Below are 15,324 nucleotides of genomic sequence, written 5' to 3' on the forward strand. Positions count from 1 at the left end.
CATGGCGAGCGCCAAGATAGCAAAAGACGTTTTCGGAACGCTGCCGGACGGACGCAATGTCGAGCGGATCGTGCTGCGCGGGGAGGGCGGGTTTGAGGCCCGCATCATCACCCATGGCGCGGTGATCCAGGCGTTGATCGCGCCGGACGCCAGGGGCAGCTATGACGACGTCGTGCTCGGCCATGACGCCTTCGCCGGCTATCTCGCCGAGCGGAAGTTTTTTGGTGCCACAGTCGGCCGCTACGCCAACCGCATCGCCAACGGGGAGTTCTCGCTCGATGGCGAGACGTTCCAGCTTCCAATCAATAACGGCCCGAATGCGCTGCATGGTGGCCTCGACGGCTTCGACCGCAAGCTCTGGGACATTGCCGAGCTCGACGACGGCGCCAACCCTGCGGTCACGCTGACCTACACCAGCCCGCATGGCGAGGAGAATTATCCTGGCAAGCTCGATGTGCGGTTGACCTATCGCGTCACCGGCTCGGCCGAGCTGTCGCTGATGATGGAGGCACGGACCGACCGGCCGACCATCGTCAACCTGACCAACCACAGCTTCTTCAATCTGGAAGGCGCGACTTCAGGCACGCCCACCCTCGACCACAGGCTGATGGTCAAGGCCGATCATTTCCTGGCCATCGACCCCACCGCGATCCCGCTGCCCGAGCCGCCGCGCGTGGTGGCTGGCACACCGTTCGACTTCCGGGAGGCCCGCGCCGTCGGCGCGCGCATCCGCGAGAGCAATCAGCAATTGCTCAACGGCAAGGGCTATGATCACACCTATTGTCTCGCGCGTGACGGCAAGCTCGCGTTCGCGGCCCGGCTGGAGGCCCCGCGCTCGGGGCGGATCATGGAGCTGTTCACCGATCAGCCCGGCCTTCAGGTCTATTCCGGCAACTATCTCGACGGCACGATCTCGGGCAAAGGCGGCAAGCTGATCCGACAGTCGGACGCGTTGTGCCTGGAGCCGCACATGTGGCCGAATTCGCCGAACCGGCCGGACTTTCCGAGCCCGCGCCTCGATCCTGGCGGCGTCTATCGCCATCACACCGTCTATCGCTTCGCCGTGAGGGCGCCATGATGGAAGAGGTGCCGACCTCCGTTCTGTCCGCCGAACACTGTCACCTCGGCGAGGGGCCGACCTATGACGTCACCACCGACACCGCCTGGTGGTTCGACATTCGCGAGGGACGTCTGTTCGAGGCGCATCTTGGCAGCGGCGCGATCCGCATCCACGCGCTCGGCCGGATGGCGAGCGCGCTCGGGCGGATCGATGCCGAGCGCCAGCTGCTCGTCGCGGAAGATGGTTGTTACATCCGCACGCTCGCCGATAGCGCGATGACGTTGTTCTGTCCGCTCGAAGCGGACAATCCCGCGACGCGTTCCAATGATTGCCGCGTGCACCAATCCGGCACGTTCTGGATCGGCACCATGGGACGCAAGGCCGAACGAGGGCTAGGGGCGATCTACGCGCTCCACCGCGGCAAGATCTCGACGCTGTTTCCGGGCATCAGCATTCCCAACTCGATTTGCTTCTCGCCGGATGGCGCGACAGGCTACTTCACCGATACCGCGCGCGCCGTGCTTTATGCAGTGCCACTCAATCCCGCCACCGGCCTTCCGCGCGGTGAGCCGGAGGTGCTGTTGCGCCATACCGGCATCGGCGGCCTCGACGGCTCGGTGTGCGATGCCGACGGGCAGATCTGGAACGCCTGCTGGGGCGCCAGCCGGATTGACGTGTACTCGCCGCAAGGGGAGCGCTTGCGTTCGCTGCGTGTTCCGGCCAAGCAGGCGAGCTGTCCTGCCTTCGTCGGCCCGGATCTGTCGCGTCTGCTCGTCACCTCCGCTTGGCAGGATATGGACGCGGAGGCGCGCGCCGCCGACTCGCAGGCCGGCTGCACTTTTGTGCTACAAGCCTCCGCGCGCGGTCGCGCGGAGCCCGACGTCAAGCTAGCATAGGAGATCCGAAGCCGACCTCTACCGACGTACTGGACGAAACCAAGAAACAGTCTGACACCCAAAGGGAGTAAAGCATGTTGAAATTGAAGACGACATTTCTTGCACTGGCGCTGGCCGGCGCCGCAACGTTGGCCGCGGGCGTCACCGCCTCAGCGCAGGACAAGGCCACCGTCGGCATCGCCATGCCGACGAAATCCTCGGCGCGCTGGATCGACGACGGCAACAACATGGTCAAGGTGCTGAAGGAGCGCGGCTACAACACCGACCTGCAATATGCCGAGGACGACATTCCGAACCAGCTCTCGCAGGTCGAGAACATGGTGACCAAGGGCGCCAAGGCGCTCGTGATCGCCGCGATCGACGGCACCACGCTGTCCGACGTGCTCAAGCAGGCCAAGGCCAAGGGCATCACCGTGATCGCCTATGACCGCCTGATCCGCGGCACGCCGAATGTCGACTATTACGCGACCTTCGACAATTTCCAGGTCGGCGTGCTCCAGGCGGAATCGATCGAGAAGGGGCTTGGCCTCAAGGAAGGCAAGGGCCCGTTCAACATCGAGCTGTTCGGCGGCTCGCCCGACGACAACAACGCCTACTTCTTCTACAACGGCGCGATGAGCGTGCTGAAGCCCTATATCGATAGCGGCAAGCTCGTGGTCGCCTCCGGTCAGATGGGCATGGACAAGGTCGCGACCTTGCGCTGGGACGGCGCCACCGCCCAGGCCCGTATGGACAATCTGCTCAGCGCCTACTACGGCAACAAGAAGGTCAACGCCGTGCTGTCGCCCTATGATGGCCTCTCGATCGGCATCATCTCCTCGCTGAAGGGCGTGGGCTATGGCAGCGCCGATCAGCCGATGCCGATCATCTCGGGCCAGGACGCCGAGGTTCCCTCGATCAAGGCCATGCTGCGCGGCGATCAGTACTCGACCATCTTCAAGGACACACGTGATCTCGCCAAGGTGACCGCCGACATGGTCGACGCTGCGCTTGCCGGCAAGCAGGTCACGGTCAACGACACCAAGACCTACGAGAACGGCGCCAAGACCGTGCCGTCCTACCTCCTCAAGCCGGTCGTGGTGTACAAGGACAATTGGGAGAAGGTCCTGGTCGAGAGCGGCTACTACAAGAAGTCGCAGTTCCAGTAAGGCTCTCTCTCTATCCTCTCCCTCTCCCCGTTCTTACGGGGAGAGGGGTAAGGGCTCTGTCCACACGGGCACTAAAGGACGTAACGACGATGACCGCCATGCTGGAGATGCGTAACGTCAGCAAGAGCTTTGCCGGTGTGCAGGCGCTGCGCGACGTCAACTTCTCGGTCGAAGCTGGCCAGATCCACGCCCTGGTCGGCGAGAACGGCGCCGGCAAATCGACCTTGATGAAGGTGCTGAGCGGCGTCTACCCGGCGGGCAGCTACGAAGGCACCATCGTCTTCGAAGGCGAGGAGCGCCGCTTCCGCGACATCAACGATTCCGAGGCGCTCGGCATCATCATCATCCACCAGGAGCTGGCGCTGATCCCGCTGATGTCGATCGCGGAAAACATTTTCCTGTCACATCCGCCGTCAAAATTCGGCGTGATCGATCGCGACGAGGTGTACCGGCGCACCCGCGACCTGCTTGCGCAGGTCGGCCTCAAGGAATCGCCGGATACGCTGATCACCGATCTCGGCGTCGGCAAGCAGCAGCTCGTCGAGATCGCCAAGGCGCTGTCCAAGCGCGTCCGGATGCTGATCCTGGACGAGCCGACCGCGAGCCTGAACGAGGCCGACAGCGCCGCCTTGCTGGAGCGCCTGATGAAATTCCGCGAGCAGGGCATCGGCTCGATCCTGATCTCGCACAAGCTCAACGAGGTCGCCCGAGTCGCCGATCACATCACCGTGCTGCGCGACGGCCGCACCGTCGACGGCATCGACTGTCGCGCCGAGCCGATCCAGGAAGACCGCATCATCCGCAGCATGGTCAATCGCGATCTCGCCCACCGCTTCCCCGAGCGCAGCGCGAAAATCGGCGAGTCCGTGCTCGACGTTTCGAACTGGTCGGTCTATCACCCCATCCATCCCGAGCGGCAGGTGATCAAGAACCTCAATTTCGGCGTCAAGCGCGGCGAGGTCGTCGGCATCGCCGGGCTGATGGGCGCCGGCCGCACCGAGTTCGCCATGAGCCTGTTCGGCCGGTCCTGGGGTACCAATATCAGCGGCCGCATCGCCCTCGAAGGCCGCGAGATCGCGCTGACGAGCGTCGCGGCTGCGATCGATGCCGGCCTTGCCTATGTCACCGAGGACCGCAAGCAGCTCGGGCTGATCCTGGCCGACGACGTCCGGAAGAACATTACGCTGGCAAGCCTCAAACAGGTCGCGCCGGGGCGGGTGATCGACGACATCGCCGAGCTGAAGGTCGCCAGCGACTACCGCAACCGCATGCGGATACGCTGTTCCGACGTCTACCAGGAGACCGGCCAGCTCTCCGGCGGGAACCAGCAGAAGGTGGTGCTGTCGAAGTGGCTGATGACCGACCCCAAGGTCCTGATCCTGGACGAGCCGACAAGGGGCATCGACGTCGGTGCCAAATACGAGATTTACTGTATCATCAACGAGCTTGCGGAAGCCGGCCGCGGCGTGGTGGTGATCTCCTCGGAGATGCCCGAGCTGCTCGGCATCTGCGACCGCATCTGCGTCATGAACGACGGCGCCTTCGTCGGCGAGTTCCCGGGCGCCGAGGCCACACAGGAAAAGATCATGCGCGCCATCATGCGCAACGAACGAAGCAACGGTAACGGCGCGGTCGAGGCCGCGGAGATGGGAGGATCGCAGCCATGACCGACAAGACGGTTTCGCTGCCTGAGGAGCGCCGGCACGGCAGCTTCATCAAGAACAATCTACGCAACTACGGCATGCTGATGTCGTTGCTCGCGATCATGCTGTTCTTCCAGGTCATGACCGGCGGCACGCTGCTCCAGCCGCTCAACCTGACCAATCTGGTGCTGCAGAACAGCTACATCGTCATCATGGCGCTGGGTATGCTGCTGGTGATCGTGACGGGACATATCGACCTGTCGGTCGGTTCGGTCGCAGGTTTCGTCGGTGCGGTCGCCGCTCTTCTCATGGTGACCTACAAGGTCGACTACACGCTCGCCTTTATCATCTGCCTCGCGGTCGGCGCGGCTATCGGCGCCGCGCAGGGCTATTGGGTGGCCTATTTCAAGATCCCATCCTTCATCGTGACCCTGGCCGGCATGCTGGTGTTCAAGGGCCTCGCGCTTGCCGTTTTGCAGGGCCAGTCGCTCGGCCCGTTCCCGTCAACCTTCCAGAAATTGTCGTCGGGCTTCATTCCGGAGCTGCTGCCTGAGGCCGGCACGCTGCATCCGACCTCCATGCTGATCGGCGCGGTGCTGGCGCTGGGGCTGGTCTATGCCAGCGCCAAGGGCCGCGCGCGTGAAGTCTCGCACGGTATCGAGGTCGAGCCCTACGCATTCTTCCTCGGCAAGAGCGTCGTGCTCGCCTGCGCCGTGCTCTATTTCACCTACCTGATCGCGACTTATCGCGGCCTGCCGAACGTGCTCGTGATCATGAGCGCCCTGATTGCGCTCTATGGCTTCGTCACCCGCCGCACCATAGTCGGCCGGCAGATCTATGCGGTCGGCGGCAACGCCAAGGCGGCAGGCCTGTCGGGCATCAAGACCGAGCGGCTGACCTTCTTCACCTTCGTCAACATGGGCGCGCTGGCCGCGCTCGCCGGCCTCGTCTTCGCCGCGCGGCTCAACACCGCGACACCCAAGGCAGGTCTAGGATTCGAGCTCGACGTCATCGCCGCCTGCTTCATCGGCGGCGCCTCGGCCTATGGCGGCGTCGGGCGCGTCGGCGGCGCCGTGGTCGGCGCCATGATCATGGGCGTGATGAACAACGGCATGTCCATTCTCGGCATCGGCATCGACTACCAGCAGGTCATCAAGGGCCTGGTGCTGCTGGGTGCGGTGTGCATCGACGTGTATAATCAGCGCCGGTAACCACATCGGGTCGTGCCGTAGGGTGGGCAAAGGCGCACTTGCCCCATGCCCACCATCTTTCCACGACCTCGGCATGCGTGGGCGGCACGGGTCCGCCTTACCCACTCTACAGCCGCTGTTACTGTGTCGTGAACAGCACCGTCGCGATCGCGACGGAGAGGCTCACCGCCGATACGGTTGCGACGGTCGACAGCACGCCCATCTTCCGTAGCGCGATGGCGAAAATGATGATGATCGGCGTCGCGGTCATCAGCCCGAGTTGTGCTTCGCTCATCTCTTCGCCACTCCGTGAACCCCTGAGTCAGCTCTTACCGCGCTCCTGCGTCTCCCAGTTTGTCCTGCGACAAATTCCGAGCTGGAGGGGTGGGCTATGGCTGACCGGTGTCCTGATCCGGAAGAGCAGATGTCGGCGGCGGAGTGCGAACAACCGGGAACCGGTTGGGGAATTCTGGAGGATCTCTCCGGCGATCCCACGATCTGGGTGCTGATCTTCAGCGAGCTCGCCGCGTTCTGCTTGTTTCTCGGCGCCATCGTGGTTGCGCGCGCAATCCATCCTGCGGTGTTCGCGGCAGGGCAGGCGGCGCTCAATTCGAACCTTGCCGGGCTCAATACGGTCGTGCTGGTGACCAGCGGCTGGGCCGCGGCCCGGGCGGCGAAGTCCGCGCGCGCCGGCGAGAAGCGGGCATCGCGCCGCCGGCTCCTGATCGCCATGGCGCTCGGCGGCGTCTTCATCGCCATCAAGCTCGCCGAATATGCCGGAGAGATCGGTCGCGGCGTTGGTCTGGAGACCAGCACCTTCTTCACGCTCTACTTCCTCCTGACCGGCTTTCACCTCCTGCACGTCGGCCTCGGCATCGTGATCCTTGCCGTGGTCTGCCGCCGCGCTGAGACGGTGGGCATCGAGACCGGGGCTGCGTTCTGGCACATGGTCGATCTGGTTTGGATCGTGATGTTCCCGATGCTCTATCTGGTGCGATGACGATGCCGGATCGCCTTGACACCACCTGGATCGTGCTGATCGGCCTCGCGCTCGCGACCCTTCTACTGCCGCCGCTGTTGCCGCGCCCGCTGCTCGCCAACGCGCTGGTCCTGGTCCTTGCCGCCATCAAGGGCCGCCGGATTGCGCTCGATTTCCTCGACCTGCGCGCCGCGCCGGCGCTCTGGCGCGGGCTTGTCAGCGCCTGGATCGTGATTCTCGCGCTGTTTGCCTGGCTCGCCTCGGCGATCGTCAGCTTGATCTGACGCGGTCAACGCTAGCGTTCATTGCGCCCCGACAAAGACCCGTCCGCACCGATCGGCAAGATACAGCATCACTGCTTCCTCGCGACACGACTCACACGGAAAGGACTGGCAATGGCTGAACGCCTGACCAAGTCGGCGGCTCGAAACGTCTTCTACGGCGGCTCGGCCTTCTTCTTTGCAATCTTCCTGGGGCTGACTGCGCACAGCCATTACTACATGGTCACGACCTCGACCGACGCGCCCACGCTGACCGCGTCGGTTGCGCGCGGCAAGCATGTCTGGGAGCGCAACTCCTGCATCAACTGCCACACGCTACTGGGCGAGGGCGCCTATTTCGCACCCGAGGTCGGCAACGTCTGGGATCGCTGGGGCGGCAAGGAGGATCCGGCCGGCGCGCGCGAGACCCTGAAGGCCTGGATGCAATCGCAGCCCTCGGGCGCGAAAGGCCGGCGGCAGATGCCGCAATTCAACCTGACGGACCAGGAGCTCAACGATCTCGCCGACTTCCTGCAATGGGTCAGCACGATCAAGCGCCAGGACTGGCCGCCGAACAAGGCCGGCTGAGTGGCCTGCATTCTTCTTTCAAGACAGAGAGACCCCGAGATGAAATATCAGACCCAGAAAGTCGCGATGCTGTATTTCTACGGCGCGCTGACGCTCTTCCTGGCCCAGGTCCTCTTCGGCCTGCTCGCCGGAACCATCTACGTCCTGCCCAACACGCTGTCGGTGCTGCTGCCGTTCAACATCGTCAGAATGATCCACACCAACACACTCATCGTATGGTCGCTGATCGGCTTCATGGGCGCGACCTACTACCTGCTGCCTGAGGAAACCGAGACCGAGCTGTTCAGCCCGCTGCTCGCAAAGATCCAGTTCTGGATGTTCTTCTGTGCGGCAGCCGTGGCCGTGGTCGGCTATCTCTTCCACTACCACGAGGGTCGCGAGTTCCTCGAACAGCCCTTCATCATCAAGGTCGGCATCGTCGTGGTCTGCCTGATGTTTCTGTTCAACGTGACGATGACGGCGCTCAAGGGCCGCAAGACCACGGTCACCAACATCCTGCTGTTCGGCCTGTGGGGCGTTGCGATCTTCTTCCTGTTCGCCTTCTATAACCCAGCCAATCTCGCGGTCGACAAGATGTACTGGTGGTACGTCGTCCATCTCTGGGTCGAGGGCGTCTGGGAGTTGATCATGGCCTCCGTGCTCGCCTTCCTGATGATCAAGCTCAACGGCATCGACCGCGAGGTCGTCGAGAAGTGGCTCTATGTCATCATCGGCCTTGCGTTGTTCTCCGGCATCCTCGGCACCGGCCATCACTTCTACTGGATCGGCGCGCCCGGCTACTGGCAGTGGATCGGCTCGCTCTTCTCGACGCTCGAAGTCGCGCCGTTCTTCACCATGGTGATCTTCACGGTGCAGATGACCTGGAAGGCCGGCCGCAAGCATCCGAACCGCGCAGCGCTGTTGTGGTCCGTCGGTTGCTCCGTGATGGCGTTCCTTGGAGCGGGCGTCTGGGGCTTCCTGCACACGCTGTCGTCGGTGAACTACTACACCCACGGCACGCAGGTCACCGCCGCGCACGGCCATCTCGCCTTCTTCGGCGCCTATGTCATGCTGAATCTGTCGGTGATGGCCTACGCCATCCCGCAGATCAAGGGGCGCGCGCCCTACAACCAGTGGCTCTCCATGACGAGCTTCTGGATTATGTGCACCGCCATGATGGTGATGACCTTCGCGCTGACCTTCGCCGGCGTGATCCAGGTCCATCTCCAGCGCGTGCTCGGCCAGAGCTACATGGATGTGCAGGACCAGCTCGCCTTCTTCTACTGGGTACGGCTCGGCTCCGGCGTATTCGTCGCGATCTCTGCGCTGATGTTCGTCTGGGCGGTGTTGGTGCCGGGCCGCGAAAGGCCGGCGACCATCCCGGGCGCGCTGCAGCCGGCGGAATAAGCGAGAACGGCGGCCGCGGACAATCGCGGCCGCCTGTCCAAGAGAATTTCCGGAGAAGGACCATGAAAGCAGCTCTTCACGCCGTGCCAGCGTCCGCGCCCGCGCTTCCAGCCTATGTCCCCAGCGGCAATGAATGCGTGCTGTTCGAGCACGCCTGGCGGCATCGCTTGCCGGTTCTGCTGAAGGGGCCGACCGGCTGCGGCAAGACGCGCTTCGTCGCCCATATGGCGGCGCGGTTGGGACTGCCGCTCCACACCGTCGCCTGTCACGACGATCTCACTGCCGCCGATCTCACCGGCCGCTTCCTGCTCAGGGGCGGTGACACCGTGTGGGCCGACGGTCCGTTGACGCGCGCGGTGCGGGAAGGCGGCATCTGCTATCTCGACGAAGTGGTGGAGGCGCGCAAGGACGTCACTGTCGTCCTGCATCCGCTCACCGACGATCGCCGCATCCTGCCGCTGGAGCGGACCGGTGAGGAGCTTGCGGCTCCCGACATCTTCATGGTCGTGGTCTCCTACAATCCCGGCTACCAGACGCTGCTGAAGGCGCTGAAGCCGTCGACGCGGCAGCGCTTCGTCGCCATCGAGTTCGGCTTCCTGCCGCCGGAACAGGAGATTGCGGTGGTCGCGGCAGAAAGCGGGCTCGCGCCGGATTGCGTGCGGCCACTGGTCGTGCTGGCCGGTCGGCTCCGCACGCTGAAAGGGCATGATCTGGAGGAGGGCGTTTCAACCCGGCTCGTCGTCTATTGCGCCACCCTGATTGCCGCGGGAGCGTCGATCGCCGATGCCGTACTCGCCGGCATGATCGAGCCGTTGACCGACGATGCCGACGTCAAGGCGGCGCTGCTCGACGTCGCGCGCGCCGTGATCTCCTGAGGGGGCTGCGATGCTCGATTTCCTCGAGCTCGAAGAAACCGTCGGCCGGGCCTGGCATCGCCTCGTCGGCGGCACCGCGAGCTACCCGGTTCATGCCGATCACGCGGTGTCGCTTGCTGAGATCCGCCCGCGCATCGCCGTGATGTTCCGTGCGCTCGGTGGCGAGGCGGGCGTCCAGATCGCGAGCGCGAGTGCTCGCCGGACCGGACACCGGCTCGGATGGCGCCAGCGCATCGGGATTGGCGACGAGCGCCTTGAGCAGCCCGGGCGCGATGCCGCCACCATTTTCCTCCCAGACAGTCTCGCGATCTTCGCCGACCGTGAATTGAACGCCGCATTGTATCGGTGGCTCGCCGCCTGGTTCGCATTTGCGCCGGTCGACACGATCGGCGAGGTCGATCCGCTGCGGCGCGATCTGTTGCTGTTGCGGCGGGTCAGCGAGATCGCGGTGCTGGTGCTGACGGAGTGTCCAGGCCTTGCCGAAGACTACGCCCGGCTCGCTGCGGCCATGGCGATGGCCCGGCCGCGCCGGCCGCTGCCGCGCATCGAGCAGGACATGGAGCAGATCATGCTCACGCTGCTCGGCGCCGATATGCCGCCCGCGGGCAAGCTCTGGCCGGCCATGATGGGAACCGGTCCGCTGCCGGACAAGGCCCCGCCCGGATATCACGCCATCCTGCCATGCCCGCTGTGGGGCGATTGCTGGACGCGCGAGTTTGCGCCGGCGGGAATGCATGATGACGAGGCGGCCGGAAGCAACGCGGCCACGCCGCCGGACGAGCGCAAGCGTTTCACTGTCCGCGAACGCGACGATGGCGCCAACCGTCGCGATCCCTTCGTGCTCAACCGCTTCGAAAAGATCCTGGCCATGGCCGAGATGGTCAATGTCGATCGCCCGGCCGACGACAATGAGGACGAGGACGCGCAGAAGGCGGCCGACGATCTCGAGGAGATCACGCTGGGCCGGCGCAGCGGCAAGCCGGCGACCCGGCTGAAATTCGATCTCGACCTGCCGCCTGAAGCGCTGGATGCCTCGCGATTGAATGCGGAGATGACCTATCCCGAATGGGATTATCGCAGCCGATCCTATCTGCCCGATCATTGCCGCGTGCTCGCGGCGGCCGCGTCCGAGCGAGGTGAGGCCTGGGCGCCCGACGAGAGCATGCGCCGGCACATCCGCCAGGTCCGCCGCCGCTTCGAGGTCTTGCGGCCGCGCCACGAATTGATGCGCGCGCAGGCCGATGGCCACGATCTCGATCTCGACGCGTTGGTGCGGGCGCGCTGCGATCTCCGCGCCGGCAGCGGCGCGCTCGATCGCGTCCACGTGGCGATGCGGTCGCAAGGACACGATCTCGCCGCGACCTTGCTGGTCGACGTCTCGCTCTCCACGGATGCGTGGGTGGATGGCTATCGGGTGCTCGACGTCGAGAAGGAGGCGCTGCTTGTGCTTGCGCACGGCCTTTCGGCCTGCGGCGATCACCACAGCATTTTGACCTTCACCTCGCGCCGACGCGCCTGGGTGCGGCTCGAGACGGTCAAGGCGTTCGGCGAGCCGATCAGCGGGGCGGTGGAGCGTCGCATTGGCGCGCTGAGGCCGGGCTACTACACCCGGATCGGCGCCGCGGTACGCCACGCCTCCGCCGAACTCGCGCGCCAGCCGCAGCGCAAGAAGCTGCTGCTCGTCCTTACCGACGGCAAGCCGAACGATGTCGATCACTATGTGGGGCGATTTGCGGTCGAGGACACCCGCAAATCCGTGCAGGAGGCGCGGCGGCTCGGCATTGCCGTGTTCGGCGTGACGGTCGATGCCACCGCGCAGTCCTATTTTCCGACGCTGTTCGGCCACGGCGGCTACGCTATCGTCGGCAACATCCGCCGGCTGCCCGCCGCGCTGCCGGCGATCTATCGGCAGGTGGCCCATTGAACCGGCAGGATAAAGCCCGCGGCGACGTGTTCCCCGTGTGAACTATTGCTCATCAATTGGGTATATGATCGAATGGCCGCATGGACCAGGGCCGGCCAAGACCCGATCTGATCATCTTCGATTGCGACGGCGTGCTCGTCGACAGCGAGCTGTTGAGCTGTCGCTGCCTGTCCGAGGTGCTGGCGGAGTTCGGCTTTCAACTCGGTGCAGCACAAGCGCTTGAGCTTTTCCTCGGGCGCAGCACGAAAGCGATCGAGCAGCATTATCGCGATCTCGGGCACACCCTGCCCGACGATTTTCTTCCGCGCCTGAAGGCACGTGTGCTCGAGACGTTTGCAGGTGCGCTCCAGCCGATCCCCGGCGTCGACACCGTGTTGTCTGAATCGGAGACGCCCCGCTGTGTGGCATCGTCGAGCGACCTCGACCGCGTCTCGCTGTCGCTCGATGTCACCGGCCTCGCGCCGCATTTCGGCGGCCGGCTCTACACCGCACAGATGGTCAGGCACGGCAAGCCGGCGCCGGATCTCTTTCTTCACGCGGCAGGGAAAATGCAGACCGATCCCGCGCGCACGCTGGTGATCGAGGACAGTATCAGCGGCGTGCAGGCTGCCAAGGCGGCCGGCATGATGGTCTGGGGATTTGTCGGCGGTGGCCATTATCGCGCGCGCGATGGCCGCGCTATATTGTCCGCTGCCGGAGCCGATCGGGTCTTCGCGCGCATGAGCGATTTCTGGGGGGCGTGAGGCCGCATGGCCGCCGAGAACGAAAAATCGAGGCTCGACGACGCTGCGCGTGCCGGCTGGCTCTATTTCATTGCCGGCCACACCCAGGACGAGATCGCAAGGATGCTCCAGGTGTCGCGCGCCTCGGCGCAGCGGTTGGTGTCGCTGTGTCTCGCCGAGCGGCTGATCACCTTTCGGCTCGAGCATCCCATCGCCGCCTGCATGGAATTGGCCGCACGCCTGAAAGAGCGGTTTGAGCTCAGCCATTGCGAGGTGGTGCCGGCCGATCCTGCCGCGCCGCAGGCGACCGCTGGCATTGCCGAACGCTGCGCCAATCTGCTCGATGCGACGCTGCGCTCGGAGACGCCGGTCATCGTTGCACTCGGCACGGGGCGGGCGGTACGCGCCGCGGTCGAGCGCGTCACGCCGATCGACCGGCCCAATCACCAGATTGTCTCGCTGGTCGGCAACATCTCCGCCGATGGCTCGGCGAGTTTCTACGACACCGTCGGCCGGCTCGCCGACCGCACCGGCGCGCGGCATTATCCGATGCCGCTGCCGTTCCTGATGTCCTCGGAGGACGAGCGCAACAAGATGGTGCGGATCGAGCCGATCGCCAAGGTGAAGGCGGTCGCGGCCAAGGCCGATCTGCGCCTCGTCGGCATCGGCCAGATGGACCAGAAGGCGCAGGTCCATGTCGACGGCTTCGTCACGCGTGACGAATTGTTCGAGATGATGCGGCAGGGCGCCATCGGCGAGATCACCGGCTGGGCCTATGATTCCAAGGGCCGCCTGCTCAAGGCCGGCACCAACAAGCGCCTCACGAGCATTCCGCCGGAAGTGCCGGCGAAGACCACGACGATCGGCGCCGCTGTCGGTGCGGCCAAGGTGCCGGCGATCGCGGCGGCACTGAACGGGCGGTTGATCAACGGCCTGATCACCGACGAGGCCACGGCACGGGCGATCCTGGAGCGGTAGGCGGTTCGCTCTTCGCATGCCTGCGAGGCAGGCGGTCCTTCCCCACATAACACTGTCATCGTCCGCGAAGGCGGACGATCCAGTACGCCGCGGCTTCGCTTGGGGCAAACCAATGAACGGCACGGCGTACTGGGTGCCCCGCTTTCGCGGAGCACGACAGCGTGGGCGGAGCAACACCTCTCTTCCCTCCCGCACCGCAGCACTCATAAGTTGCGGGAATGGCTGCGCCAGTGCTTGACAAGCGGCAGGGCTCGTCCGAACATACGCTCAACGCGTGGGCATATGCTCAAAACGCGAGTTGAGGGAGGTCACCGTGAAACACGTTCTGGGCGCCGTCTGCGGCGCGTCCGTCCTGCTTGCCGTCCCCGCGATGGCCGAAACGACCCTGACGATCGCCACCGTCAACAATGGCGACATGATCCGCATGCAGGGGCTGACCAGCGAATTCACCAAGGCGAACCCGGACATTTCAGTGAAATGGGTGACGCTCGAGGAAAACGTGCTCCGCCAGCGCGTCACCACCGATATCGCCACAAAGGGCGGCCAGTTCGACGTGCTGACCATCGGCACTTACGAGGTGCCGATCTGGGCCAAGAAGGGCTGGCTGGTGCCGCTCGCCAATCTCGGCGCCGATTACGACGTCGCGGACCTCCTGCCGAAGATCAAGGACGCGGTCTCCGTCGACGGCAAGCTCTACGCGGCGCCGTTCTATGGCGAGAGCTCAATGATCATGTACCGCACCGACCTGTTCGACAAGGCCGGCCTGAAGATGCCGGAGAAGCCGACCTGGGAGTTCGTGATCGACGCCGCCAAGAAACTCACCGACAAGAACGGCGGCGTCTACGGCATCTGCCTGCGCGGCAAGGCCGGCTGGGGCGAGAACATGGCGTTCCTCTCGGCGATGGCCAATTCCTACGGCGCGCGCTGGTTCGACGAGAAGTGGGAGCCGCAGTTCAACACGCCGGAATGGAAGACGACGCTCACGACCTACGTCAATCTGATGAAGGACGCAGGACCTCCCGGCGCGAGCTCGAACGGCTTCAACGAGAATCTGGCGCTGTTCAACGCCGGCAAGTGCGGCATGTGGATCGACGCCACCGTGGCGGCATCCTTCGTCACCAACCCGAAGGATTCCAACGTCGCCGACAAGGTCGGCTTTGCGCTCGCGCCCAACACCGGGCTCGGCAAGAACGCCAATTGGCTGTGGGCGTGGAATCTCGCGATCCCCGCCGGCTCGAAGAAGACCGAGGCCGCGGAGAAGTTCATCGGCTGGGCGACCAGCAAGGATTACACCAAGCTCGTCGCCTCGAAGGAGGGTTGGGCCAACGTGCCGCCGGGCACGCGCACCTCGCTCTACCAGAACCCTGACTATCTCAAGGTTGCGCCCTTCGCCAAGCTGACGCTGGCCTCGATCGACGCGGCCGATCCGAACAAGCCGACCGTGAAGCCGGTGCCTTATGTCGGCGTGCAATATGCCGCGATCCCCGAATTCCAGGGCATCGGCACCCAGGTCGGCCAGCAGTTCTCCGCCGCGCTTGCGGGCTCGATGACGGTCGATGCGGCGCTCGCCGCTGCGCAATCCGCCACCGAGCGCGAGATGAAGCGCGCCGGTTACATCAAGTGAACCTCTGAGCTCTCCCTGAGCTCAAACTTGCGGCCATCCTTCCATCCCCGG

At 64.7% G+C, this 15,324-nt stretch carries 15 protein-coding genes; 14 read left to right on the top strand and 1 reads right to left on the bottom strand.

The window, feature by feature from the left end:
• The first annotated feature begins 1 nt into the window (after nucleotide 1).
• From YUA_RS0113525 to mmsB, 5 genes are all read left to right on the top strand, one after another.
• Nucleotides 2-1,078 carry an aldose epimerase family protein gene (locus tag YUA_RS0113525; RefSeq protein ID WP_027531183.1) on the top strand — a complete coding sequence of 359 codons (1,077 nt, stop codon included), beginning with the start codon at nucleotides 2-4 and terminating at the stop codon, nucleotides 1,076-1,078.
• Nucleotides 1,078-1,956, top strand: coding sequence for an SMP-30/gluconolactonase/LRE family protein (locus YUA_RS0113530; protein WP_027531184.1), 879 nt, complete (start codon nucleotides 1,078-1,080; stop codon nucleotides 1,954-1,956). Before YUA_RS0113525 ends, YUA_RS0113530 begins: the two co-directional genes overlap by 1 nt.
• 74 nt (nucleotides 1,957-2,030) lie before the next feature.
• Nucleotides 2,031-3,104 carry a multiple monosaccharide ABC transporter substrate-binding protein gene (gene chvE / locus YUA_RS0113535; protein WP_027531185.1) on the top strand — a complete coding sequence of 358 codons (1,074 nt, stop codon included), beginning with the start codon at nucleotides 2,031-2,033 and terminating at the stop codon, nucleotides 3,102-3,104.
• A gap of 89 nt (nucleotides 3,105-3,193) precedes the next feature.
• Entirely contained in the window at nucleotides 3,194-4,771 is a 1,578-nt protein-coding gene (mmsA, locus tag YUA_RS0113540) for a multiple monosaccharide ABC transporter ATP-binding protein (protein ID WP_027531186.1), read from the top strand.
• Nucleotides 4,768-5,958 (top strand): multiple monosaccharide ABC transporter permease, encoded by a 1,191-nt coding sequence (gene mmsB, locus YUA_RS0113545; RefSeq protein WP_027531187.1) that lies wholly within the window; start codon nucleotides 4,768-4,770, stop codon nucleotides 5,956-5,958. The genes mmsA and mmsB overlap by 4 nt, the downstream gene beginning before the upstream one ends.
• 118 nt (nucleotides 5,959-6,076) lie before the next feature.
• Here mmsB and YUA_RS51010 read toward each other — a convergent pair whose 3' ends face one another.
• Nucleotides 6,077-6,232 carry a hypothetical protein gene (locus YUA_RS51010; protein WP_198029412.1) on the bottom strand — a complete coding sequence of 52 codons (156 nt, stop codon included), beginning with the start codon at nucleotides 6,230-6,232 and terminating at the stop codon, nucleotides 6,077-6,079.
• A 129-nt stretch (nucleotides 6,233-6,361) separates the two neighbouring features.
• Between YUA_RS51010 and YUA_RS0113555 the strand changes: the two genes are divergently transcribed.
• From YUA_RS0113555 to YUA_RS0113595, 9 genes are all read left to right on the top strand, one after another.
• Nucleotides 6,362-6,937 (top strand): cytochrome c oxidase subunit 3 family protein, encoded by a 576-nt coding sequence (locus YUA_RS0113555; RefSeq protein WP_027531188.1) that lies wholly within the window; start codon nucleotides 6,362-6,364, stop codon nucleotides 6,935-6,937.
• Nucleotides 6,938-6,939: 2 nt separating this feature from the next.
• Nucleotides 6,940-7,200, top strand: coding sequence for a cytochrome C oxidase subunit IV family protein (locus tag YUA_RS0113560; RefSeq protein WP_027531189.1), 261 nt, complete (start codon nucleotides 6,940-6,942; stop codon nucleotides 7,198-7,200).
• A 111-nt stretch (nucleotides 7,201-7,311) separates the two neighbouring features.
• Nucleotides 7,312-7,764, top strand: coding sequence for a cytochrome c (locus YUA_RS0113565; protein ID WP_027531190.1), 453 nt, complete (start codon nucleotides 7,312-7,314; stop codon nucleotides 7,762-7,764).
• Nucleotides 7,765-7,803: 39 nt separating this feature from the next.
• On the top strand, nucleotides 7,804-9,150 hold the full coding sequence (locus YUA_RS0113570; protein WP_027531191.1) for a cbb3-type cytochrome c oxidase subunit I: 1,347 nt from the start codon (nucleotides 7,804-7,806) through the stop codon (nucleotides 9,148-9,150).
• 62 nt (nucleotides 9,151-9,212) lie between these two features.
• Nucleotides 9,213-10,025 carry a CbbQ/NirQ/NorQ/GpvN family protein gene (locus YUA_RS0113575; protein WP_027531192.1) on the top strand — a complete coding sequence of 271 codons (813 nt, stop codon included), beginning with the start codon at nucleotides 9,213-9,215 and terminating at the stop codon, nucleotides 10,023-10,025.
• Nucleotides 10,026-10,035: 10 nt separating this feature from the next.
• The gene (locus YUA_RS0113580; protein ID WP_027531193.1) at nucleotides 10,036-11,949 is read left to right on the top strand and encodes a nitric oxide reductase activation protein NorD; all 1,914 of its coding nucleotides are present in this window, start codon (nucleotides 10,036-10,038) and stop codon (nucleotides 11,947-11,949) included.
• Between the two features lie 80 nt (nucleotides 11,950-12,029).
• On the top strand, nucleotides 12,030-12,692 hold the full coding sequence (locus YUA_RS0113585; protein ID WP_027531194.1) for an HAD family hydrolase: 663 nt from the start codon (nucleotides 12,030-12,032) through the stop codon (nucleotides 12,690-12,692).
• A 6-nt stretch (nucleotides 12,693-12,698) separates the two neighbouring features.
• Nucleotides 12,699-13,649, top strand: coding sequence for a sugar-binding transcriptional regulator (locus tag YUA_RS0113590; protein ID WP_027531195.1), 951 nt, complete (start codon nucleotides 12,699-12,701; stop codon nucleotides 13,647-13,649).
• 313 nt (nucleotides 13,650-13,962) lie between these two features.
• Nucleotides 13,963-15,273: a sugar ABC transporter substrate-binding protein gene (locus tag YUA_RS0113595; RefSeq protein ID WP_027531196.1), complete on the top strand. Its 1,311-nt coding sequence runs from the start codon at nucleotides 13,963-13,965 to the stop codon at nucleotides 15,271-15,273.
• Nucleotides 15,274-15,324 lie beyond the last annotated feature (51 nt).

Origin of the sequence: Bradyrhizobium sp. WSM3983 (assembly GCF_000473045.1) — a bacterium.
Taxonomy (GTDB): domain Bacteria; phylum Pseudomonadota; class Alphaproteobacteria; order Rhizobiales; family Xanthobacteraceae; genus Bradyrhizobium.